The sequence below is a fragment of the Halopseudomonas sp. 4NH20-0008 genome (genome assembly GCF_057548395.1).
The window spans coordinates 97624-121303 of the sequence record NZ_BAAJMD010000001.1 but is presented as its reverse complement, the minus strand read 5'-3'; the positions used below and the strand labels follow the sequence as shown (position 1 = coordinate 121303).

Below are 23680 nucleotides of genomic sequence, written 5' to 3'. Positions count from 1 at the left end.
GGAGAGTCCATGCTGGGGACACTGATTCGGGATCCACGCGCAGGCAAGCCTGCGACTCGACGCGCTGTGTCGGGTCGCGGTGCCGTGCGCGTGGCCCAATCGTCCCCGCGTCAATGGCCAACCCTGAGTTTCCCGTCGCTTCAGGGCGTGGTGGATCGAACCAAACAACTGCTCTGGCCACTGTTGTTGGTGGCACTGGGTGTGGCCCTGTATGAACTCGGCAATCGCTTGTGGCCGCTGGCCGACCGGCCGATCCGGCTGGTCAGTGTCCAGGGTGAGCTGCAATACATTGATCCACAGGCGGTACAGGGCGTCATTCAGCCTTATCTGAACGAGCGTTTCCTGTGGATAGATCTGCAGGCAATCCGCAGTGACCTGTCTGCCATGCCCTGGGTGGCAGGTGTGACGGTCACTCGGGTCTGGCCAGATCAGCTGGTCATAGAGCTGCAAGAGCAGTTGCCGATTGCCCGCTGGGGCGATGTGGCCTTACTAAACAATGAAGGTACAGCCTTTACGCCTGAGGATATCCAGGCCTTCGCTGACCTGCCGCAGTTGGTGGGTCCGCAGCGTGCGAAGCGCCGGGTGATGGAATATTACCAGCAGTTCAACCGTCTGTTACGCCCCTATGGGCAGGGCGTTGCGCTGCTGGAGTTGCGCGACCGCGGCAGTTGGTTTCTGACTACCCAGGACGGGATTCAGGTGCTGCTCGGCAGAGACAATCTGGTCGACAAGATGCAGCGTTTTCTGATTATCGACCAGCACATGCTGGCCGAACACCGGTCGCGCATCGAGCGTATCGACCTGCGTTACAGCAATGCAATGGCGGTGGCCTGGCGTGAGCCGGTAGCCGAGCAATCAACGGGGGAGTAACGGGTATTTATGGCAAGCAAGCAGGGTAGCAGAATGATCGTCGGACTGGACATCGGCACCTCCAAGGTGGTGGCTCTGGTTGGCGAAATCGGCGCGAACGGCGAGCTGGAAATCGTCGGTATCGGCTCGCACCCGTCCCGTGGCCTGAAAAAAGGCGTGGTGGTCAATATCGAGTCCACCGTGCAGTCAATCCAGCGCGCCATTGAAGAAGCTGAACTCATGGCTGGTTGCCAGATTCACTCGGTGTTTGCCGGCATTGCCGGTAACCATATTCGCAGCCTGAACTCCCACGGCATCGTTGCCATTCGTGACCGTGAAGTGGTGCAGGCCGATATCGACCGGGTACTGGATGCCGGTCAGGCCGTGGCCATCCCGGCCGACCAGAAAGTGCTGCACATCCTGCCGCAGGAATACGTGATCGATAACCAGGAGGGCGTGCGTGAGCCACTGGGCATGTCCGGTGTGCGCCTGGAGGCCAAAGTCCACCTGGTGACCTGTGCCCTGAATGCGGTGCAGAACATTGAAAAATGTATCCGCCGCTGTGGCCTGGAAGTCGAGGACGTAATCCTCGAGCAGCTGGCTTCCAGCTACGCCGTCCTGACCGAAGACGAGAAAGAGCTGGGCGTGTGCATGGTCGATATTGGCGGCGGGACCACGGACATAGCCATTTTTACCGAAGGCGCCATTCGGCATACCGCGGTTATTCCGATTGCCGGTGATCAGGTCACCAACGATATCGCCATGGCCTTGCGTACTCCGACCCAGTACGCCGAGGAAATCAAGATCCGCTACGCCTGTGCACTGGCCAAACTGGCCGGTCCGGAAGAAACCATCAAGGTTCCCAGTGTCGGCGAGCGGCCACCTCGTGACTTGTCGCGCCAGGCCCTGGCTGAGGTGGTCGAGCCTCGCTATGACGAACTCTTTACCCTGATTCAAGCTGAACTGCGACGTTCCGGATTTGAGGACATGATCCCCGCCGGCATCGTGCTCACCGGTGGGACGGCGAAAATGGAAGGCGCGGTTGAACTGGCCGAAGAAATTTTTCACATGCCGGTGCGGCTGGGCGTACCCCAAGAGTTCAAAGGGCTCACCGATGTGGTGCGAAACCCGATTTATGCCACCAGTGTCGGTCTGCTGCATTACGGCAACCGGCATGCGGCTGCCAGTGCAGCACAGAGTGAACAGAATACCGAATCACCGCTGTTGCGTATCAAGCGCTGGTTCAAGGGCAATTTTTAACAGACCCGCTCAAGCGGGCCAACGTCACGCAAGTGGCAGAGCAGTAAAACAACGAAACGATCGAGTCAGTACTCAAGGAGATGGACCATGTTTGAATTAATCGATAATGTCGCGCAAAACGCAGTCATCAAGGTTGTCGGTGTGGGCGGTGGTGGCGGTAACGCCCTGCAGCACATGGTCGTCAACAATGTCGAAGGTGTTGAATTCATCTGCGCCAACACCGATGCCCAGGCGCTCAAAAACGTCAGCGCACGCACCGTGCTGCAGCTTGGCCCGAATGTCACCAAGGGTCTGGGTGCCGGCGCGAACCCGTTGATCGGCCGTGAAGCCGCGATGGAAGACCGTGAGCGTATCGCTGAAGTGCTGCGCGGCGCCGACATGGTGTTCATCACCGCTGGTATGGGTGGTGGTACCGGGACGGGTGCAGCACCCATCGTTGCTGAAGTTGCTCGCGAAATGGGTATTCTGACCGTTGCCGTTGTCACCAAGCCGTTCCCCTTCGAAGGCCGCAAGCGCATGCAGATTGCTGAAGAAGGCATCCGCGAGCTGAGCCAGCACGTGGATTCGCTTATCACCATCCCCAACGAAAAGCTGCTGACCGTGCTGGGCAAAGACGCCAGTCTGCTACAAGCCTTCTGCAAGGCCAACGACGTGCTGCTGGGCGCCGTACAGGGTATTGCCGATCTGATCATGCGTCCGGGTATGATCAACGTCGACTTTGCCGACGTGAAAACTGTCATGAGCGAAATGGGTATGGCGATGATGGGTACTGGTCACGCCAGTGGTCCGAACCGCGCCCGTGAAGCGGCCGAAGCGGCCATCCGCAGCCCGCTGCTGGAAGATGTCAACCTGATGGGTGCCCGCGGTATTCTGGTCAACATCACGGCTGGCCCTGACCTGTCGCTCGGTGAGTTCTCCGAAGTTGGCAGCACCGTTGAAGAGTTTGCTTCCGATTCGGCCACAGTGGTCGTGGGTACTGTTATTGATCCGGAACTGCGTGATGAGCTGCGCGTTACCGTGGTTGCTACCGGTCTGGGCGCCAAGGTCGATAAACCGGTCAAGGTTGTAGACAACACCACGGTCAGTGCACCGGTCAGTAACACCACAACCAGTCGTCAGGCTGCTGAAGCAGCTGCGCCGAACTATCGCGAGCTGGATCGTCCTACCGTGATGCGCAATACCGCCGGTCAGGCTGGCAATGCGGCGGCGGCAAGACTGAGTCAGCCGGCAGATGACCTGGATTATCTGGACATTCCAGCGTTCCTGCGTCGTCAGGCTGATTGATATTGTCAATCACACGAATAGGGCTGATTGGTGTTCAATTGAGGCGTAGCTTGCTATTATATGCGCCAATATTGTTGAAAATAATTCGCAACTAGAGCGGAAGCCATGTCAAGCATGATCAGACAACGCACACTGAAGAACATCATTCGGGCCACCGGTGTAGGCCTGCATTCGGGTGAAAAGGTTTATCTCACCCTGAAACCGGCACCTGTAGGCACCGGGATCGTGTTCGTGCGTGTCGACCTTGACCCTGCGGTCGAGATCCCGGCACGTGCCGAGTTCGTAGGTGAAACCACCATGTCCACCACCCTGATAAAGGATGGTGCCAAGGTGGATACCGTCGAGCACCTGCTCTCGGCCATGGCCGGTTTGGGTATCGACAACGCTTACGTTGAACTCAGTGCGCCTGAAGTACCGATCATGGATGGCAGCGCCGGTCCTTTTGTGTTCCTGATCCAGTCCGCTGGAATCGAGGAGCAGGATGCCGCCAAACAGTTTATTCGTATCAAGCGCGAAGTGACCGTCGAAGAAGACGGCAAAACAGCCAGCTTTTTGCCCTTCGAGGGCTTCAAGGTGTCCTTTGCCATTGACTTTGATCATCCGGTCTTTCGCGGTCGCAGTCAGTTTGCCAGCGTTGACTTCTCCAGCACCTCCTTTGTCAAGGAAGTCAGCCGGGCCAGAACCTTTGGCTTCATGCGTGACATCGAGTATCTGCGTTCGCAGAATCTGGCACTCGGTGGCAGTGTGGACAACGCCATTGTGGTCGACGAGTACCGTGTTCTAAACGAAGATGGCCTGCGTTATGAAGACGAATTCGTCAAACACAAGATCCTCGACGCTATCGGTGATCTCTATTTGCTGGGCAAAAGCCTGGTTGGCGAGTTCCGTGGCAACAAGTCGGGTCATGGTCTGAACAACAAACTGCTGCGCGCCATGCTGGCCAACAAGGATGCATGGGAAGTTGTAACCTTTGAAGACGCCGGCACGGCACCCATCTCCTTCATGCGTCCTGCCGCCGCCGTTTGATCTATCGTTTCGTTTCGTTTTTCAATGGCCACTTCGGTGGCCATTTTTTTTGCTTAGTATTAAGTCATTTCTGCTCTTATGATCCCCTCAGGCTTGCTTGGGGTGGGAAAGGCTGTTCGCGGCGAAGCCGCCGCTCCTACCGAGGGGGTTGCTAAATTCTGGTGGGAGCGGCGGCCTCGCCGCGGAAAAGCGATATCAAACAGCTCCGACATTGCTGACACCTGGCCAGAGGTTTTTTGGCAGGCAATGGCAGAAATCGACAGGCGGTCAAACGTTCGTTTGATATGTGCTTTAACGGGTCTTCAGGGTTCACCATGATGCCTGGCGAGGCGCTCAAGCGCGGCCTTCAATGACGGGTCTGCAATGTGTTCGGCGGTATCCTGCAGGCTTTGAGCAGCAACAGGTGACTTTCTCATTTTGTGAACAGGTGGTGTTTTTTTGAACAGCGGAGGTTGGACCTTACAGTGTATTTTGGTTAAGGTTGCGAATTCGTTGTAAGCCAGCAGCTGGCGAATCAGCCTTTTTTGCTGATAGCGCATGCGGGTAGCCCAGTGACTGTCAGTCACTATCAGCCGTAAAACGCCTTCATTCAGTGAGGCGACACGGCAGTGTTCGCGGGCGGCCGGTTCCAGTTGCATGTCGAGCAAACCTTGCAGTCTGTCGAGCCCATGGGCGCGGGCATACAGACCCTTGAGGGTTGCATGGGTGCGTAGCAGGTCGCCGGGGCGACGGGCATCCAGGGGATGAAACGACATGATTTGGCCAGTAGTGCGTAATGTGTCAGCGGTCATCGTATCAGAACCGCTTCGCGCATTGAGTGGATTTTCCTTTGGGGGTTTTGCGTGAATATCATCATTTTGACTGATCGCCATGGCGCGGCCAAGGCGTTGACCTTGGGCCTGCCTGTTCTGCTGGCAGGTCTTGGCGCTCTGCTGGTGTTGCCGCTGATGGTGACCATTCTGACCTGGAATGTATTGACCTCGAACGCCCCCGCGGGCTACGTCGAGGTAGAAGATGAGGCACTTTGGGAGGAAACCCTCGCTGAGTACGAACTGGAGAGTCAAGGCGACTCGCAGGCCCAGCTTGAACATATGACCCAGCAGCTCGCCCGTCTGCAAACCCGGTTGATGCGTCTGGATGCGTTGGGTGAGCGCTTGACGCAGTTGGCCGAGCTGTCCGATGGCGAGTTCGACTTCAGTAGCGATCCGGGTGTGGGCGGTCCTGAATTTCCCAATCAAGCCATGCGCTACGAGCAGCCCGATCTGCAATCGGTCATCGAGGCCCTGGCTGATCGGGTCGACAACCGTACCCAGCAATTGCAATTGCTTGAGCAGCTGATGCTGAACCGTTCGGTGGACTCCAATGCGCTGCTGGACTTCATGCCGGTTCACGAAGGCTATGTTTCCTCAGGCTTCGGGCGTCGCAGTGATCCCATCACTGGCCGTATTTCCATGCACACAGGTCTTGATTTTGCTGCGCCAAGGGGGACACCTGTCTATGCAGTGGGTGCCGGAGTCGTCACTTTTTCTGCGCGCAATGGCGCCTACGGCAACATGATCGAAGTTACCCATGGTGATGGCTACAAGACCCGTTATGCCCACGCACACAGTCTGTTGGTGAACAAGGGTGATCTGGTTAGCAAGGGGCAGCAAATTGCTACCGTAGGCTCAACTGGCCGATCAACCGGTCCTCACTTGCATCTTGAGATTTATCGCAATGGCATGGCCGTCAATCCTGCTCGCTATATTGCTCTGAATTAGTTTCCTGTCTTTTTGCGGGCGACCCTGTTCTCCAGGGTATTGCCTGTGAAGAGCTATCGTCTTGCCTCCTGAATCGTTGTTGCTCCGGCTGCCGTGTCCGCCACGGTTTATTGTGTCGGCTGAATCGGAGTAGAATGCGTAACTTTGTTTCGGCGCTGCCTTGTGTGCGCAACGCCGCCACCCTCAAACGGATATCGAAGTCGACTATGTTTGCGCCTTTATTGAAAAAACTGTTTGGTAGCAAGAACGAGCGTGAGTTGAAGCGCATGGGCAAGGTTGTGGTCAGCATCAACGCCCAGGAAGAAAAACTGAACGCCCTGAGTAACGAACAGCTGAAGGCCAAAACCGCCGAGTACAAGGAGCGTGTTGCGCAGGGTGAGAGCCTTGATGCGATTCTGCCTGAAGCCTTTGCCCTGGTCCGTGAATCCAGCAAGCGCGTCATGGGCATGCGCCATTTTGATGTGCAGATGATGGGTGGCATGGCGCTGCATGAAGGACGCATCGCCGAGATGAAGACCGGCGAAGGTAAAACCCTGGTTGCGACCTTGGCGGCTTATCTGAATGCGCTCTCCGGCAAGGGTGTGCATGTGGTCACGGTAAACGATTACCTGGCACGCCGTGATGCCAACCTGCTCCGGCCCCTGTATGAGTTTCTTGGCTTGACTGTAGGCGTGGTAGTGCCTTTTCAGGATCCGGAGGACAAACGTGCAGCCTATCGCTGCGACATTACTTATGGTACCAACAACGAATTCGGTTTTGATTACCTGCGTGACAATATGGCCTTCAGTCTGGATGAGAAGTTCCAGCGTGAACTGAACTTTGCCATTGTCGACGAAGTTGACTCTATTCTTATCGACGAAGCGCGGACACCGCTGATTATTTCCGGCCCGTCGAATGACAGCTCACGCTTGTACGAGGCGATTAACAAGCTGATCCCGCAACTCAAGCGCGGCTACCTGCCGGAAGAGGGTGAGGAAGAAGTCGAAGGTCACTTCTATATCGATGAAAAGACCCGTCAGGTTGAGCTGAATGAAGAGGGTCACCAGTTCATTGAAGGGCTTCTGGTCAAAGAGGGTCTGCTGCCCGAAGGCGACAGCCTCTACGCGGCGCAGAATCTCAACCTGCTGCATCATGTCCATTCAGCACTGCGCGCGCATACGCTGTTCCATCTGAATGTCGAATATATTGTGCAAAATGGTCAGGTGATCCTGGTTGATGAGCACACCGGTCGTACCATGCCTGGCCGGCGCCTGTCCGAAGGCCTGCACCAGGCCATCGAAGCGAAGGAAGGCCTGAAGATTCAGGCTGAGAGCCAGACTTTAGCCTCGACGACTTTCCAGAATTATTTCCGTCTCTACAACAAGCTCTCCGGTATGACCGGCACCGCCGATACCGAAGCTTTCGAATTCCGTCAGATCTATGGTCTTGATGTGCTGGTTATTCCTACCAACAAGCCGATGATCCGCAAGGATTACAATGACCTTGTCTATCTGACCATTGACGAGAAATTTGCTGCCATCTGTGCCGATATCAAACACTGCATGGGTGAGGGGCGTCCGATTCTGGTCGGTACCGCCTCGATCGAATCCTCGGAAACCGTGTCCAAACTGCTGGAAAAGGAAAAGATTCCGCACAAGGTGCTGAATGCCAAGTACCACGAAAAGGAAGCCGAGATCATTGCCCAGGCCGGTCGCCCCGGTGCCGTGACCATCGCAACCAATATGGCGGGTCGTGGTACCGATATTATTCTGGGTGGTAGCTGGGAAGCCGAGGTCGCCAGCCACGAGAGCCCCGGTGATGAGCTGGTAGCGCAAATCAAGGCCGAGTGGCAACAGCGTCATCAGCAGGTTCTGCAGGCTGGCGGCTTGCATATCATTGCCTGTGAGCGCCACGAGTCCCGCCGTATCGACAACCAGTTGCGCGGTCGCTCCGGTCGCCAGGGTGACCCGGGTTCCAGCCGCTTCTATCTGTCACTCGAAGACAGCCTGATGCGCATCTTTGCCTCTGACCGGGTGAAGAACTTCATGAAGGCACTGGGTATGGAGAAGGGCGAGGCGATTGAACATCGCATGGTCACCAATGCCATTGAGAAAGCGCAGCGCAAGGTTGAAGGTCGTAACTTCGATATCCGCAAACAATTGCTTGAATACGATGATGTGGCCAACGAGCAGCGCAAGGTCATCTATGGGCAACGTAATGCCATCCTTGCGGCCAACGATGTAGCTGAGACGATCAAGGCTATTCGCGAAGATGTAGTGGCTGAAGCAATCAGCCAGTATATCCCGCCACAAAGCCTGCCTGAGCAGTGGGATATTCCGGGACTGGAACATCATCTTTCCGCAGAGCTCGGGCTGAAACTGCCGGTACAGCAATGGTTGGATGAGGATGACAGCCTTCAAGAGGACGGTCTGCGTCAGCGTATTCTCGAACAACTGGTCGCCGTTTACGACGAGAAGGAAACCAAGGTTGGCGCAGACACCATGCGCACGGTTGAAAAGCAGATGTTGCTGCGTTCGCTGGATGACCTCTGGAAGGAACACCTGTCGACCATGGATCACCTGCGTCAGGGTATTCACCTGCGCGGTTACGCCCAGAAAAATCCAAAGCAGGAATACAAGCGCGAAGCCTTCAATCTGTTTGAAGAAATGCTCAGCTCGATCAAACACGACACTATTCGTATCCTCAGCCATATTCAGGTGCGTCGTGAGGATCCGGCTGAAGAGGAGGCGCGGATGCGTCGTCAGGCGGAAGAAATGGCCAGACGCATGCAGTTCAAGCATGACGAATTGGCTCCTGCTGCTGCCGAAAGCTCAGAGCCAAATACTCAAGGCGCCCCGGCTCAAGCCGCGCCCATTACCCGTGACGGCCCCAAACTGGGGCGTAACGACCCCTGCCATTGTGGCTCAGGCAAGAAATTCAAGCAGTGCCACGGCCGGATAGGCTGATATACCACCGCTGAAACTCGACCTGTTGGGTGTACCCCGACAGGTCTTCGCGGCGAGGCCGCCGCTCCTACCAATGCTAGAGCTTTTTCTGGTAGGAGCGGCGGCCTCGCCGCGAATGTGGTTCGGGTAAAGATCCCAGATTACCTCGCCAGATTAGGTTGATACAGGATATGCCAACCTGGGAGTGTCGAGTTCCATCTCCACATAGGGGTGCTGCCAGCGACACCACAGGCCGAGATGGAACTCGGCCGCTCCCAGGGCGCTTCCCGCGAGTATCGCGTTTTACCCCGATACTACGATCTGCGACATATTCAGAAGCTTTTGCGTCCATGTTGCTTAGCCAGCACCTCGCTGCACTATTCTGCCAGCCTGTTCTGCACTGGCATTAACTCCTGATACACTCTTGCCCCAATTCTTTTTCTTCTTTCGGAGATAACCCATGCCCGTCGGTCTTGGTCCCTTGCCTGTTCTGCACCCCGTTCCAGGTTTTCGTTTGGGCATCGCCTCTGCCGGAATCAAGCGAGTAGGCCGCAAGGATATCGTGGTCATGGAGCTGGTTGAGGGTGCGAGCATCGCCGGTGTTTTTACCTTGAATGCCTTTTGTGCCGCCCCGGTTAGCCTGTGCCGTGAACACCTCAAGCATGCCCCGCGCTATCTGCTGATCAATACCGGCAATGCCAATGCGGGCACCGGCAAGCCGGGAATGCAGGCCGCTTTGACGACCTGTGAAGCGTTGGCCCAACTGACTGGCGTCGAGTTCCAGCAGGTGCTGCCCTTCAGTACCGGTGTGATTGGTGAGCTGTTGCCGGCTGACAAGGTCATCGCGGCCTTGCCCGCGGCCCTTGCTGACCTGGATGCGGATCACTGGGCGCAAGCTGCAGAGGGAATCATGACCACGGATACACTGCCCAAGGGCGCCAGCCGACAGATATCCCTCGGCGGGCATACTGTAACCATCACCGGTATCTCCAAAGGTGCCGGCATGATCAGACCGAATATGGCTACCATGCTGGGTTATGTCGCTACCGATGCCAAGGTCAGCCCTGCGTTGTTGCAGAGCCTGCTGCGCGACGCTGCCGATCGCTCATTCAATCGCATTACCATTGATGGCGATACCAGCACCAATGACTCCTGCATGCTGATTGCCACCGGTCAGGTGGCCATGGCTGAAATCAATGATCCGCAGAGTGCCGAGTATCAGCAGCTCTGCGAGGCAGTCAACGCGGTTATGCTCGAGCTGGCCCAGGCCATTGTTCGCGACGGCGAAGGCGCCACCAAGTTCGTCACTATTCGCGTCAACGGTGGCGGCAGTCGCAAGGAATGCCTGGACGTGGCCTACGCCATTGCCCACTCGCCACTGATCAAGACCGCGCTCTTTGCCTCCGATCCAAACTGGGGCAGGATTCTTGCCGCCGTTGGTTATGCCGGGGTGCCTGATCTGGATGTGGAGAAGATCGACGTGTATCTCGACGATGTCTGTATTACCCGCAACGGCAGTCGCGCGGCGGATTATACCGAGGACCAGGGTGCGCGGATCATGGCTCAGGCCGAGATCGGTATCCGTATCGAACTGGGACGTGGCGAGCACAGTGAAACCCTGTGGACCACTGATCTGTCACACGAGTATGTGCGTATCAACGCGGAATACCGCACCTGAGATGAGGTAACCCGGTTGTTGCTCGGTCTAGGGCTGGCAACCGGGTACGTCAATCTGCCCTTGCTCGACGCGCCAGCGCCCGACACTGTTGATTATCACGTGCCGTGCCGCTGTTGTCTGGTTACGCGGGCAGAGTGTAAAACGCCCAGCCTGAAACCCACCGTTCAATAGCTGGGTCTCGCCCCGGCCATTGAATCGAACATACTCGCTCACAGGTGGGTTGCTGACTACGCGCAGGTTGGGCATCGCAGGAATATGCCGCAGCGCGGTTTCTTCGGGATCCAGCTCAGCATTGTGATTCAGGTCGACAAATACTACCCAGTCCCCTATCCAATTGGCTTCCAGCGGTGCCAGGGTAACCACCTGATTTCGCAATATGGCTTCTTGGCGTGCCAGATTAAGACTACGACCAAGCGTATCGACTGCACTATCCAGCCGTTGCCGCTCAACCAGTCCTGATAAAGCAGGCATACCAATGGTTATCAGTGTTATCAATAGACCGAGGGTGACAAGCAGCTCGAGCAAGGTAAAACCGCGGTGCGGGGTGGCCATAGTGTCCTCCGTGAGTCGACCAAAGGGGCGGCATCCTGCTGCCCCCGTATTGATCAGAGATAAATGCTTATTTCCAGCACTCCTCCAGTGCCTTGGAGCCTGTGCGGCCACGCGTACCAACGGCGTTCAGGGTCAGATTGCCACAGTCGGCATCGCTGAATTTCTGTGTCGCCGTCAGGGTGTAGCCTCCATCGTTGGCCTGAGTACTTACTGACAGGTCATACAGGTCGGCGTAGCGGGCTTCATTTATGCCCAGACGCCCACGATTGGCGTCAGTAGTAACGTAGGCATTGTTCTGGGCGTAGAAACGTTCCTGGCGTGCAGCAGCCTCTACTAGCAATGACTGTCCTTCAGCCCGGTTATTGCGCAGCACGTATTCGCGATAATTCGGCAATGCTACCGCCGCGAGAATCGCGACGATAGCCACCACAATCATGAGTTCTACCAAGGTAAAGCCCTTGCTTGCTCTTAGGCGCATAAGGATCATTAGTTTTCTTCCTCCGGAGGCGGAACATTTTGCCATGTGGTGCGACCTTGCTGGGTGGCATCAAGGATGAGTTCAATACAAACGCCATCATTACCACAAATCAAGCCATCGCGGGTCAATGGGATGCCGCCAGGAATTGGAAGCTGGATGCCAGAGGGTGGCAATCCGGCACTGGTCAAATCACCCGAAGTGATACGGCCGTCGCGATTGAAATCAAAGGGTGGCAAAGCCAGACGAGCACCGGTCTGAGCGTTTATGCCGTAAAGAAAGCTATTTAAGCCATCGGCACAGGGGTCATCATCAGGGATGATGGTACTGAACAGTAGTGTGTTGCCTCTAGCCAGCATTTCGTTGACGAGCATTTCTCCTTCAAGGCTATTGCCTACCGCAAGATCAAGGTACCAGCCCCGCCGTTCAACGGCCGATTCGTTGGCCTCTTCTGCACGGCTTGTCCCTTCGCTGTACCAGTTGATGGCGCCCTCACTGATAATGCGGATGGTGCTGGTTACCGAACCACCGGTTTCACGGTTGAAGGTTTGTACGCTTTCGCTGGTGATATTGCGCTCCTCCATATTGCTGCGGCTTGCGGAAGCCAGAGCAGCGGTGGTGTTTTCGCCGCGACTGTATCTGTCCCAAATGGCATAGAGTGAGTTTGCCTTGCTGGTATCCGGTGCGCTGTCAGCCGTCTCGAAGTACTTGCCGGTACCGACAATCACCAGATAGCCGCGACGAGTTGGATGCCGCACAAGTGAGGGAATAGCAGTAATGGCTTGTGGTATGCCGTTATAGTCCGCCGTGAACATGGGCTGACCGCCATAGGCCACTTTGAATACATTGGGGTTTACAGTGCCGACTACCGAGCGTGCAAAGGGGTCTGGCGCACTGCTGCTGCCTGTAGGCACCAGATCAAAACGCCACACATTGCCTTTCAAATCGCCGGCATAGGCGTAATCGACCACGCCGTCACTGTTGTTGTCTGCACCACGCACGCTGGAGAGACCGTTGGTGCCTTCAGTGCCGTCATCCACTTCCAGTTTGCGCAGCAGGCTGCCATCGGCAATATCGATGACATACATGGCTGCAGCACCGTTGATGCTGTCGTAGCCGTTACCTAGCAGAACACCCCATTGGCCGCTGTGCAGACGAGCAATTTCCGGTCTGGCAAAAGTGAAGCCGAGATCTTCGTAATCACTATCCTGATTACTGATTTCCCACAACAGTTTTACGCCTGAACCATCAATGCCTGGGTCTGTGATATCAAGGGCAAATACAGATTTGCCGCCGGCACGCAGGGTGCCTACCAGAACCGTCCGCCACTCGCCGCCAATGAAGACGTCCCTAACGATAGGTGAGCCGTCAACGTAGTAGCGGTGACCGCCGCCTTTAAAACTTTGTCCGGCGAGCTTGGGTAGATTAGGAATGACGGCACTGGGAATAAAGGCAAACGCCTCACTCCCCCCGGTAAATGCCGGGCTAGCGGCTGTGTCGGTGCCAGTGAAAATGGCATGCAGCATGCCGTCGTTGGCGCCGACATAAACCAGTTCAGGGCGTGACTGGGTCTGAATCAGATACTCCAGGTAATCACCGCGATCGCCGTCAATACGGTCCATCAGATAGGGCACATTGGACGCCATGCCGACCACTTCCGGACTGGAGTTGATGATATCGCCCAGTACGGTTTTACGTGTTCTGAAATCCGTTGGTCCATTACCCTCGGCAGTGCGCGCTCCACGGATATAGTTCAGGCGGGCGGCACCACGCCCGTCGGCCGTATTCGTCAGGGCATCAGGGTTCAGATTGAACAGGTTCTGGTTGGCAGTTCCAATGTTGGTCCAGGTAAAGTCCTTGAGACCGTTTGTTCCGTTGCCAGCCATAAAGATATTGCGGCTGGTGGACTGGGCGTCAATCTTGCTCGATGCGGCCCAGACTTCATTGACTTGCTGGCCACCGTTGCTCAGGCGGACAACATCTTTACGAACCAGGTCACCTGACCAGCCATCTTCACTGTCATAGCGGGTCTCAAAGATTCGGTTAATGATCGACACATTGGTGATATCGCCGCCATCCAGGCTGACAGATGACGAAACACCCGGCTTACCAGCCGTTGACGTGCGTTCTGCGATTCGGTTGATGATGTTATTGAACGCGGTAACCAGTTCGCCCGGGCTATCGGCACTGAAAAACTCGCCACGCGAATTGATTGCAGCATGCCAAAGGTCGTAAACGTTGTTGGCACTGCCGCTGCCTGCTGCTGGCCAGTCTTCAGTGCCGGCAGACAAAGCAGCGTAGCCACCTTTAAAGGTGTCGTCGTCCCAGGGGATATCCGGGTCGTTCAGCGCGCTACTAAGGCCCAGACCCACCATATAATTGGTCATATTTTGCCAATCAGAGGGGTTGTTACGCGGATCCCAGTATTGGGTATCGGCATTGGCATTGCTAAAACGCGTATAGGGCTTGATTTCGTTATCAAGACCAGGATTCAGGTCGGTTGCCCAGTAGTGCATGGCCAGATCAGCCAAGGTATTGGTGGTAGCGTCTGCGTAAGGTGCGCGGCTACCGGAAAAGCTTTCGTTGTCAGGCAGATTGAAGTTGCTATGGTCTGGTCGCAGTGTTTGTGACGGAGACCCATCAGCACCATTCCATATCCCGTCCGTCATCATGATATGAAAGCTGGGGCGGCAGCTGTACTCGGGGCTCCTGACAGTTGTAGAAGTACCGCCACTTGCCGTGAAGGGATTTGGCTCGTTGGCCCAGGCCACGTTGGTTCTGAGAAACTCACCTGCGCGACCGAGACTTTCGCGAAGCGGAGTGCCTCCGGAAAAATTGACATCCGTCAGCCATTCAAGAAAGTTGGATTTCTGTCTATTGCCGAATATACGGAAGCGGTTGTCGTTACAGCCTGAACCGTTATTGAAGTTTGTACAGTTGTTCAAAGACTGCCAGGTAAAACGAACTGAGGAGGGCAGTTCATAGAAAGCCAAGTGGGCGGCGCTTTGGGTGGCCAGGGCGCGGTCACGGTAGAAGGAATACCAGATCGCAAAATTTTGTTGTTCCGCCGCCTCTACCAACTTCAATTCATAGCAATCATCATCTGTATCAGAGCCGTTGCAGTTTGCTCTTTCAGTATCAAAAACATAGTAGTAAGCAGCAACTGATCGCTGTCTCAGGTCAACGGTGGCTGTTCTTGCGTTTGATCCCGAAGTTTGAGAGCAAACCGATCTGTTGTTGAAATAACCTGCTCCAGTAAACTCGCATCTGTCATTTGCTGTACGAGTAATACTATAGGCTAATCCACCAGCAGTGGTTCCAGATATTGTCTGGTCCCTTCTGATGCTTACTTGAATAAAGAAGTCATCAGTGGGGTTGTCAGCCAGTTCATTGATCGCACCAAAACCATTGGTGTTATAACTACAGTTACCTACTTCATCCCGGGTGCAATACCAGGTGACCCGATAGTTGTTACTCAGGTTGGTGCTGCCGAAGCTGGTTTGGAAGCCCATATGATAGGCGGTAGTAAAGCTGGTGGTATAGAGGATGTCCGAGCCGTCTGTATTGACCCCTTTGGGGATGATGTAGGTCGTATTCGGATCGTAATAGGCTGGGTTGAAGTTGGCTGACTTGGCCCTCTTTGTGCGCATGTTATTGTCGTCGGCAATAGTGTCAGGCACATGCGAGCGCTTCATACTACCGGAATCATCAATGGTAAAGATCAGGTTGGGTGCAACCGAATCGACCAGCATCAACGGTTGTTGGCTAACATCCAGGTTGGCGTTGGCAACTCCTGCGTGAAGATAAAGGCTGAAGGCCAGGCAACTCAGGACTGTCTTTGAAATGGTCTTGTGCGTTTTCATGGTCATGGGTCCTGGTGTCAGAGGTACACGCGAAGGGTGGTAGAGCGCAAGCGCACTTCGCAGCTGTTGTCGTCGACGGCACGTGCATTAACTTCATGTCGAACGGGACCAATGCCTGCGGCCGTGTTGCCATACTCAGGGTTTTCAGATTGCGCCTGCGAGGCGCCACCAAGGATCGGTATGCCGTACCAGGCAATGTTTTGATCAAAGCTGGTGTCTGCGTCTGGACTATATTGTTTGACGCCGGCATAGCCTGCTTCTGCTGGATCGAAGGCCTGTTCGAAGGTGATGTCGTCAGGTTCGACATCAATGATGCAGGGTACTTCAGGATCAAGATTGTCTGGACAAGCTTGCAATGCATTCGTTTGATTGAGTACATATACATCACCGACTTTGGCAATCGGGATTGCTGAGTAGCTGCCAGGTCCGTCGGTGTTGATTTTTCCAGAAATACGGTATTCGCCGTCACGCAAGCCTGCTTCACCTGCATTAAAGCAGGCCCTTTCACTGACAAGTGTGCCGGTGATACGCGATTCGAGTGCAACTTCGCGCATGTTACTCACGGCGAGGGTCGTCAGTACCAAGAGAAAGATCAGGGCAATGACCAGTACGGCACCGCGTTGATTGGCTCTGCTCGGCATCTGTGACGCAGGGAGTCTGATGGGGTATTTGTTCATCTGGACAGATTCCTCAGGTTTACAGTGTTTTCAGTGACGAGATACAGGGCACGGTCTGGCGCAGTTGCACCTTCAGTGCCGTAGCGCGTCTCATACCAGGTTTCATAAGCCAGACTCTCTGTGTTCTCGGCCAGGTTTTCGTAGCGGCTCTTCATCAGTGCGGCAAAGCGCACAGATTGAATCTCTTCACCTGCGGCGGGACTGGAGGTAAAGAGTTCGGTTTGGCGACTGCCGTTGTTACTGACGCCGAACTCAAGTTGGAAGTCGACCAGACCATTGACAATGGATTGACCGTTACACTGCAGCTCGTTGCCGAAGTAAGTCAGATCAACAACCATATTAGGAATGGCTGTATTTGCGTCATAGGGCTCGGCTGGGCCTGCCTGTGCAATACCGTCGCAAGCGCTGATGCCTGGCAGGTAAGGTTCATAACGTAAGCAGATACGTTGCGCTGCCGGATCAAAGTTGATGACTTCAGCTTCAGTGAAGGTGCACAGACCGACAGTTTGAGCTCTGAAAACGAAGCGCGGATCAGAATCGGGGTTGATCCTGTATCCGGCGCGGCGCAACTCTTCTTCAAGAATCAGCAGGGTGTAGCGCGCATTCTCGTTATTATCTGATTGTCCCTGCTGAAACAGATAGTTGCTTCGGTTATCGACATAAATCTGCACGATACCCAGCACCAACAGGCTGCTGATGACCAGTGCAACCAGCAATTCAATAAGCGATAGGCCGCGCTGGGCTTGTAGAGTGCGCATCATATTTGCGTCCTTACTCGGTATAGACAAATATCAGAATCCACAGCGTTGTCGTTGAGGCATTCGGAACCAACAGCGCGCCATGCCAGTCGGATTTCAAGGGCTGTGCCGTTACCACAGTTACCCGGTGTATCTGTGAGGCAAACGTAAAACTGGGAGCTGACAGCTGCATCTTCAGTGCCGGGCAGAAGCCGGCGTACTTTGTCACCCCAGCATTCTATTTGCCGGTCCATCAGGTCGCTATCAGGGAGTTCGAGGCACTCCTGTCCGGCAGCTGGAGTAGGCAGGGTGCCAGTAAAATACAATGAAGCATTTTCGTCCGAGACAACACTGGATGGTGTAGCGCGAATAATTTCAATCAACTCATTGGCTAGAATGGCGGCTTGGGTGCGATGCAATGAATCTGTTGTGTAGGCAATGCTGCGACCCTGCATGGCAACCATGCCAAGTAGTCCAACGGTAACCAGCAACAGGGTAATCAGTACTTCCAGAAGGCTGAAGCCTGCTGTCTTGCGATTGTTGATAATCATGATCAGCAGCCTCCCAGTGCATTGCCAAATTCATCGCGACCACGTGGGTGCATGGTCGCCCGGCCGCTGCCAACAACTGTTACTACAAAGGCTTTTTCAGCCAGCCCATCGCGACAGAACACGGCGCGATATGCATTGATGGTAGAAGTGCCATTTGGTCGGTATGACAGGAGAGGATGGGTCGATGTGATGGAAATGCCATTAGTATTGAGTGTGGTCGAACGCAATGTCTCTCCGTTCGCAAGGACATCCACCAGGCCGGTACCTGCGTTAATATCGACGTTCACCGCCCTACGGCGAATCACCGACTCGCTACGCGCATACTGCAGCAGGCTATTGAACTCTTCAGCCTGCGCCTGAACCTGATTGTCACGAATCAGGCCGACAAAGCTTGGCACGGCAATAAAGGCTACGATGGCCAATAGAACCAAGACCATCATCAATTCAATCAGGGTGAACCCCTTTTCGCGTCCGCTTGGCATCTCAGCCTCCATCGTTTTTCCAGTGATAACTTTAACCCGAGCAGGCAGGCAAGCAACCTGCTTGTGATAAGAGGCGCTATTACCGGGACGGGCGGTCTGACAAGTTTAGCCGTGAAGTTGGCTTACTCAGGGGTTTGTGGTCTATGTTCGCCGCTCAAGCAAAACCCCTGACTCCATATGATGGCTGTAGGGGAACTGGTCGAACAGTGCGCATCGGCTGATCTTGTGGGTGCTTGAGAGCCCTTGAAGATTGGCCGCCAGGGTCTCAGGGTTGCAGGAAATATAGATGATGCGTTGATAGCCGCGCACCAGCTCCAAGGTTGCCGGATCGAGTCCAGCTCGGGGTGGGTCGACAAACACTGTGCCGAACTCAAAGCTGCTCAGGTCTATGCCCTGCAGGCGTCGGAACGGTCGCACACCGGTCAGTGCCTGTGTGACTTCCTCGCTGGACAGGCGCACCAGGGTGACGTTGTTGACGTTGTTCAGGGCCAGATTGGCGGTGGCCGAGTGCACCGAACTTTTTGCCAGCTCGGTGGCCATGACCTCGCGAAAGCGGGTAGACAGCGGCAGGGTAAAGTTACCGTTGCCGCAGTAGAGTTCCAGCAGGTCATCGTTGTTGTCGCCAGCTACATCCAGGGCCCAGCTGAGCATATGCTGGTTGACCGTGCCATTGGGCTGGGTAAAGCCGCCCTCGGCTTGCTGGTAGTGCCATTGGCGGCCAGCTACCGTCAGTTCCTCAAGCACGTGATCGCGCTGCAGCACCCGCTTGCGGCCCCGGCTGCGGCCAATTACCAGAATGCCCAACTGACCGGCCAGCTCATTGGCGGCCTGATCCCAGCTTTCATCGATGGGCCGGTGGTAGCACAGGGTAACCAGTGCTTCGCCGGACAGGGTGGTCAGAAACTCGACCTGAAACAGCTTGCGGCCCAGCAACGGGTTGGCCCGGCAGGCATCAAGCAAAGGGCCCATTAGCGCGTTGATGCGCTTGCTGGCAATGGGTAGCTGGTCGATCAGTACGGCCTTGTATTTCTCGCCGGGCTCAAACATGGCGTAATGCGCCTGACCGTCTTGGTACCACAGGCGAAACTCGGCGCGCAGACGAAAGTGCGATTTCGGCGAGGCAAAGACCTCGGGTTCGGGGGCGTCAAAGGGCCTCAGCAGCGTGACCAGGCGCTCGCGCTTGGCCTCCAGCTGGTGCTCGTAATTATCCGGATCGTACTCGAGGCCCATCAGTGCGCCCTTGTTGAAGCGTTGATTGCCAGCGAAGACTCGAGCGGGCGACTGACGGTAGGCAGTTGCATGGGCAGGATCAATCCGGCATGGCAATAAAGGATCGGCATGATAGCGGATTTGCGCCTTTGGGTGAATTTTCCGGGCGATTATGTCAGGCTTGTGGGCCTTTTTTCAGCGGAGAACGCCATGAGCAGCATCAACAGCAACGAGCAGCGCGTCAGTTACGGCATTGGCCGGCAGATGGGCGATCAACTGCGCGGCAGCAACCTGCCTGACCTTGAGATTGATCTGGTGGTGGCTGGCCTGCGCGATGCCTTCGGTGGTCAGCCGAGTCAGGTCGATGAGCAGGCGCTGCAGCAGGCTTTTCAGGAATTGCAGGAAAAAATGCAGGCGGTTGCCGAAGCTGCGGCAAAACAGGCGGCGCAGGCCGGGGTTGATTATCTGGCCGAGAATGCCAAGCGAGAAGGCGTGGTTACCCTGGCTTCCGGTTTGCAATACGAAGTGATCAGTCAGGGCAGTGGTGAAACGCCCGTGGCCAGCTCCACTGTGCGTACCCACTATGAAGGCACGCTGATCAATGGCGAGGTGTTTGACAGCTCCTACAAGCGCGGCGAGCCGGCTGAGTTCCCGGTAGGCGGCGTCATTGCCGGTTGGACCGAAGCCCTGCAATTGATGCAGGAAGGGGCCAAGTGGCGCCTTTATATTCCGTCGGACCTGGCCTACGGTGCCCGCGCTGCCGGCAGCATCCCGCCACACAGCACGCTGGTGTTTGATATTGAGCTGTTGAAGGTGCTGTGAGTTAGAAGCTGGGCTATATGGGAGCGGGTTTTCGCGGTCAAGGCCTCGCCGGCCGCCCCGCTCCTACTGGGCCATGCACGCCCTGATTTTTGTAGGAGCGCGCTTGAGCGCGAAAGCGGACTAATTTGGCCTGATCAATAAGCTCGATCTACAGCAAAGCGAGCCAGTTGTTCCAACGAATCGCGGTAGCGCGAGGGCGGCAGGCTTTGCAGCAAGCGAACGGCCTCATCGGCCTGATCACGTGCTAGTTTTGATGTGTACTCCAGAGCGCCACAGTCGCGTACGGCGGCCTGAATGGGCTCGATCTGATCGGTGCCGCCGGACTGAATGGCCTTGCGCACCAGTGCCGCCTGCTCTGCAGTGCCTTCGCGCATGGTGTAGATCAGTGGCAGGGTAGGTTTGCCTTCTGCCAGATCATCGCCGACATTCTTGCCCATGGCGATCGCATCGCCACTGTAATCCAGTACGTCATCAACCAGTTGAAAGGCCACCCCGAGCGCATTGCCATATTGGCGCAGCGATTCGGTCTGTTCGGCACTGGCGTTGGCCAGCAGGGCGGCACAGTGGGTTGAGGCTTCAAACAGCATGGCTGTCTTGCTGCGGATGACTTCCATATAAGTAGCTTCATCCGTGCTGGCATCGCGTACCTTGGACAACTGCAGTACTTCGCCTTCGGCAATGACATTGGTGGCGTTGGCCAGAATGCGCATGATCGGCATATCGCCCAGCTCAACCATCATTTCAAAGGCGCGGGAGTAGAGAAAGTCGCCAACCAGTACGCTGGGTGCGTTGCCCCACAGGGCATTGGCGGTGGAGCGGCCACGGCGCTGGTCCGAAGTGTCGACCACATCGTCGTGAAGCAGGGTGGCGGTATGCAGGAATTCGATAATCGCTGCCAGGCTGTGCTGGCGCGGGTCATTCAGGCCGCAGGCGCGGGCCGCAAGCAGGACCACCAGGGGGCGCAGGCGTTTGCCACCCGCGCTGATGATATAACTGCCGATCTTTTCCACCAGAGGAACGCGGGAGTGTAGCTGACGCATGATCAACTGATTGACGGCGTCAAAATCCTCGGTAACTGCATTGTAAAAAGGCAGGGTAGACATGAACTGCACATTCCTCGGAGGTTGCGCGGCATGCTAGGCGGCAGGCCGGTTGCTGTCAAGAAAACCAGCTTTGTATGGCGGTTGTCTAAAGCGTATTCATGCTGCTGTTTTCAGGCTTGCTTGCGCGGGCAATCTTGCGTAGAATCCACGCCCCTGAAAACCAGATTTACAGCATCCCTGTTTTGACAATGGCAAGGTCGGGCCCGATAGGCGGGTTCACTTGCAGCCATGCCGGCCACTAACCATTATACCTAAGCGCCGGGTGAGCAGGATTACGGAGAAAGCACCATGTATGCAGTCATTGTTACCGGCGGCAAGCAGTACAAAGTTGCTGAAGGCGAATACCTGAGAGTTGAAAAGCTGGAAGCCGAAACCGGTTCCAGCATTGATTTTGACCGCGTTCTGCTGATCGGCAACGGCGACGATGTAAAAATCGGTGCCCCGGTCGTTGAAGGCGCCAAGGTTACAGCTGAAATCAGCTCCCACGGCCGTCATGACAAGGTGCGCATCATCAAGTTCCGTCGCCGGAAGCACCACATGAAGCGCCAGGGCCACCGTCAGTGGTACACCGAAATCAAGATTACCGGCATCTCTGCCTAAGCCCATTGAGGAGATAACCACCCATGGCACACAAAAAAGCAGGCGGTTCCACGCGCAACGGTCGCGATTCAGAATCCAAACGCCTTGGCGTTAAACTGTACGGCGGCCAGGCCATCGTTGCAGGCAATATCATCGTTCGTCAGCGTGGCACTCAGTTCCACCCTGGCAAGAACGTCGGCATCGGCAAGGATCACACTCTGTTCGCCAAGGCGGATGGTGTGGTCAAGTTCGAAGTCAAAGGCAAGTTCGGTCGTCGCTACGTGAATGTCGTAGCTGCCTGATCCGCGCCCCTGGTTCGAAAAGCCCTGTCTGACGACGGGGCTTTTTTGTTTGTAGTAACCTTAATCCATCCCGACAGGGAGGGAGCCAGATGAAATTTGTTGATGAAGTGTCCATTACGGTCAAGGCCGGTGATGGTGGTAACGGATGCATGAGTTTTCGCCGGGAGAAGTTCATTCCCAAGGGCGGTCCCGATGGTGGCGATGGCGGCGACGGTGGCTCGATCTATCTCGAGGTAGCGGACAACTGCAATACCCTGGTGGACTACCGTTACACGCGGCGTTTCAACGCCCAGCGTGGCGAAAATGGTCGCGGCAAGGATTGTACCGGCGCCAAGGGTGAAGACCTGGTACTGGTGGTGCCTATCGGTACCACGGTGATAGATGCCGGTACCCAGGAAATCATTGGTGACCTGACCGAGCCAGGCCAGCGCCTGCTGGTTGCCCAGGGTGGTTTTCACGGCTTGGGTAATACCCGTTACAAGTCCAGTGTTAACCGCGCGCCGCGGCAGACGTCTCAGGGCAGTCTGGGCGAGCAGCGCGACCTCAAGCTGGAATTGAAGGTGTTGGCCGATGTCGGCCTGCTGGGTTTGCCGAATGCCGGCAAAAGCACCCTGATCCGCGCCGTGTCAGCTGCCAAGCCCAAGGTCGCCGACTATCCCTTTACTACCATGGTACCGAACCTCGGTGTGGTGGATGTGGGTCAGTTGCGCAGCTTTGTGATTGCCGATATTCCCGGTGTGATTGCCGGTGCTGCTGAGGGTGCTGGTCTGGGTACGCGCTTTCTCAAGCATCTGTCGCGCACCCGTCTGTTGTTGCACCTGGTCGATATGGTGCCGCCGGATGGCAGTGACCCAGTGGAAGCGATTGAAACCATCATCCACGAGCTGGGTAAGTTCAGCCCGGCCCTGACCCTGCGAGAGCGCTGGCTGGTGCTGAACAAGTGCGACCAGTTGCTGGAAGATGAGCAGCAAGCGATGCTGGATGATGTGGTCGAGCGTCTTGAGTGGGAAGGTCCGGTATTCGTGATCTCTGCCTCCGAGCGCCAGGGTACTGAAGAGCTGGCCAAGGCGGTCATGAACTGGCTCGACGAGCGTCGGGAGCGCATGGAAGACGACGAAGAGTACGCCGCCGAAGTGACTGATCTGGACAAGCGCATCGAGGAAGAGGCGCGCGCTCATATTCAGCAGCTGGATGATCGCAAGGCCTTGCGCAAGCAGGGGCTGCTGGATGAAGACGACGAAGATGATGACGAGGACGATGAAGATGGTCCGGAGATTTTCTACGTGCAGTGACGCCGTTGTTTGAGCCTGTTTCGCAGCGAGGCCGCCGCTCCCACCAAAAAGACCAACGCAAGATACAAGGTCGGGTAGGAGCGGCGGCCTCGCCGCGAAAGGTTTTGATGGACACCAGAAGCCCCGTTGATACATCAGAGTAGTTTGCAGTCACTGCTGGCCGAGGTGGAACTCGGCCTTTCCAGGCACCTCCTTTCAAATATTTCTGTGTAGCTACTGGACCCCTCCCGTGAGTGCCGAAATCCATCTCGATAC

Annotated in this window: 22 protein-coding genes; 12 read left to right on the top strand and 10 right to left on the bottom strand. The window is 55.8% G+C overall.

Features of this window, described 5'->3' with window-relative positions; all coding sequences use genetic code 11:
• Positions 1 to 9: 9 nt before the first annotated feature.
• The 4 genes from AC27HQ_RS00495 to lpxC all read left to right on the top strand — a co-directional run bounded on the left by AC27HQ_RS00495 (position 10) and on the right by lpxC (position 4419).
• Complete coding sequence (locus AC27HQ_RS00495; protein ID WP_487153858.1) at positions 10 to 870, top strand: cell division protein FtsQ/DivIB; 861 nt, start codon at positions 10 to 12, stop codon at positions 868 to 870.
• A 9-nt stretch (positions 871 to 879) separates the two neighbouring features.
• Positions 880 to 2109 (top strand): cell division protein FtsA, encoded by a 1230-nt coding sequence (gene ftsA, locus AC27HQ_RS00490; protein WP_487153857.1) that lies wholly within the window; start codon positions 880 to 882, stop codon positions 2107 to 2109.
• Positions 2110 to 2196: 87 nt separating this feature from the next.
• The gene (gene ftsZ / locus AC27HQ_RS00485; RefSeq protein WP_487153856.1) at positions 2197 to 3393 is read left to right on the top strand and encodes a cell division protein FtsZ; all 1197 of its coding nucleotides are present in this window, start codon (positions 2197 to 2199) and stop codon (positions 3391 to 3393) included.
• A 114-nt stretch (positions 3394 to 3507) separates the two neighbouring features.
• Positions 3508 to 4419, top strand: a complete 912-nt coding sequence (lpxC, locus tag AC27HQ_RS00480) for a UDP-3-O-acyl-N-acetylglucosamine deacetylase (protein WP_487154179.1) — start codon at positions 3508 to 3510, stop codon at positions 4417 to 4419.
• A gap of 302 nt (positions 4420 to 4721) precedes the next feature.
• Here the strand turns inward: lpxC and AC27HQ_RS00475 are convergent, their stop codons facing one another.
• The gene (locus tag AC27HQ_RS00475) at positions 4722 to 5174 is read right to left on the bottom strand and encodes a DUF721 domain-containing protein (RefSeq protein WP_487154178.1); all 453 of its coding nucleotides are present in this window, start codon (positions 5172 to 5174) and stop codon (positions 4722 to 4724) included.
• An 87-nt stretch (positions 5175 to 5261) separates the two neighbouring features.
• On the opposite strand from AC27HQ_RS00475, the gene AC27HQ_RS00470 reads away from it, so the two are divergent.
• The 3 genes from AC27HQ_RS00470 to argJ all read left to right on the top strand — a co-directional run bounded on the left by AC27HQ_RS00470 (position 5262) and on the right by argJ (position 10781).
• The gene (locus AC27HQ_RS00470; RefSeq protein ID WP_487153855.1) at positions 5262 to 6179 is read left to right on the top strand and encodes a M23 family metallopeptidase; all 918 of its coding nucleotides are present in this window, start codon (positions 5262 to 5264) and stop codon (positions 6177 to 6179) included.
• Positions 6180 to 6385: 206 nt separating this feature from the next.
• Positions 6386 to 9124, top strand: coding sequence for a preprotein translocase subunit SecA (secA, locus tag AC27HQ_RS00465; protein WP_487154177.1), 2739 nt, complete (start codon positions 6386 to 6388; stop codon positions 9122 to 9124).
• 439 nt (positions 9125 to 9563) lie between these two features.
• Complete coding sequence (argJ, locus tag AC27HQ_RS00460) at positions 9564 to 10781, top strand: bifunctional glutamate N-acetyltransferase/amino-acid acetyltransferase ArgJ (RefSeq protein WP_487153854.1); 1218 nt, start codon at positions 9564 to 9566, stop codon at positions 10779 to 10781.
• A 27-nt stretch (positions 10782 to 10808) separates the two neighbouring features.
• Here argJ and AC27HQ_RS00455 read toward each other — a convergent pair whose 3' ends face one another.
• From AC27HQ_RS00455 to AC27HQ_RS00445, 3 genes are all read right to left on the bottom strand, one after another.
• Entirely contained in the window at positions 10809 to 11333 is a 525-nt protein-coding gene (locus AC27HQ_RS00455; protein ID WP_487153853.1) for a GspH/FimT family pseudopilin, read from the bottom strand.
• A 67-nt stretch (positions 11334 to 11400) separates the two neighbouring features.
• Entirely contained in the window at positions 11401 to 11820 is a 420-nt protein-coding gene (locus AC27HQ_RS00450) for a type IV pilin protein (protein WP_487153852.1), read from the bottom strand.
• Positions 11820 to 14894, bottom strand: coding sequence for a pilus assembly protein (locus AC27HQ_RS00445; RefSeq protein WP_487153851.1), 3075 nt, complete (start codon positions 14892 to 14894; stop codon positions 11820 to 11822). The genes AC27HQ_RS00450 and AC27HQ_RS00445 overlap by 1 nt, the downstream gene beginning before the upstream one ends.
• Before the next feature lie 264 nt (positions 14895 to 15158).
• On the opposite strand from AC27HQ_RS00445, the gene AC27HQ_RS00440 reads away from it, so the two are divergent.
• Positions 15159 to 15437, top strand: coding sequence for a hypothetical protein (locus AC27HQ_RS00440; protein WP_487153850.1), 279 nt, complete (start codon positions 15159 to 15161; stop codon positions 15435 to 15437).
• Positions 15438 to 15688: 251 nt separating this feature from the next.
• Here AC27HQ_RS00440 and AC27HQ_RS00435 read toward each other — a convergent pair whose 3' ends face one another.
• From AC27HQ_RS00435 to trmA, 5 genes are all read right to left on the bottom strand, one after another.
• Entirely contained in the window at positions 15689 to 16312 is a 624-nt protein-coding gene (locus tag AC27HQ_RS00435) for a pilus assembly PilX family protein (RefSeq protein ID WP_487154176.1), read from the bottom strand.
• Between the two features lie 32 nt (positions 16313 to 16344).
• A complete protein-coding gene (locus AC27HQ_RS00430; RefSeq protein WP_487153849.1) occupies positions 16345 to 17109 on the bottom strand; it encodes a PilW family protein in 765 nt (254 codons plus the stop codon).
• Entirely contained in the window at positions 17106 to 17636 is a 531-nt protein-coding gene (pilV, locus tag AC27HQ_RS00425) for a type IV pilus modification protein PilV (RefSeq protein ID WP_487153848.1), read from the bottom strand. The genes AC27HQ_RS00430 and pilV overlap by 4 nt, the downstream gene beginning before the upstream one ends.
• A 2-nt stretch (positions 17637 to 17638) precedes the next feature.
• Positions 17639 to 18118: a GspH/FimT family pseudopilin gene (locus tag AC27HQ_RS00420; protein ID WP_487153847.1), complete on the bottom strand. Its 480-nt coding sequence runs from the start codon at positions 18116 to 18118 to the stop codon at positions 17639 to 17641.
• Between the two features lie 141 nt (positions 18119 to 18259).
• A complete protein-coding gene (gene trmA / locus AC27HQ_RS00415) occupies positions 18260 to 19348 on the bottom strand; it encodes a tRNA (uridine(54)-C5)-methyltransferase TrmA (protein WP_487153846.1) in 1089 nt (362 codons plus the stop codon).
• A gap of 189 nt (positions 19349 to 19537) precedes the next feature.
• Here trmA and bamJ point away from each other — a divergent pair, with 189 nt between their 5' ends.
• Positions 19538 to 20149 (top strand): BamJ family beta-barrel-assembly machinery protein, encoded by a 612-nt coding sequence (gene bamJ, locus AC27HQ_RS00410; protein ID WP_487153845.1) that lies wholly within the window; start codon positions 19538 to 19540, stop codon positions 20147 to 20149.
• Positions 20150 to 20283: 134 nt separating this feature from the next.
• On the opposite strand, the gene AC27HQ_RS00405 is transcribed toward bamJ, so the two are convergent.
• Positions 20284 to 21252 (bottom strand): polyprenyl synthetase family protein, encoded by a 969-nt coding sequence (locus AC27HQ_RS00405; RefSeq protein ID WP_487153844.1) that lies wholly within the window; start codon positions 21250 to 21252, stop codon positions 20284 to 20286.
• 288 nt (positions 21253 to 21540) lie between these two features.
• On the opposite strand from AC27HQ_RS00405, the gene rplU reads away from it, so the two are divergent.
• From rplU to cgtA, 3 genes are all read left to right on the top strand, one after another.
• On the top strand, positions 21541 to 21852 hold the full coding sequence (gene rplU, locus AC27HQ_RS00400; RefSeq protein WP_487153843.1) for a 50S ribosomal protein L21: 312 nt from the start codon (positions 21541 to 21543) through the stop codon (positions 21850 to 21852).
• A gap of 23 nt (positions 21853 to 21875) precedes the next feature.
• The gene (rpmA, locus tag AC27HQ_RS00395; RefSeq protein ID WP_487153842.1) at positions 21876 to 22133 is read left to right on the top strand and encodes a 50S ribosomal protein L27; all 258 of its coding nucleotides are present in this window, start codon (positions 21876 to 21878) and stop codon (positions 22131 to 22133) included.
• An 89-nt stretch (positions 22134 to 22222) separates the two neighbouring features.
• Positions 22223 to 23425: an Obg family GTPase CgtA gene (gene cgtA / locus AC27HQ_RS00390; RefSeq protein ID WP_487153841.1), complete on the top strand. Its 1203-nt coding sequence runs from the start codon at positions 22223 to 22225 to the stop codon at positions 23423 to 23425.
• The last annotated feature ends 255 nt before the right edge of the window (positions 23426 to 23680 follow it).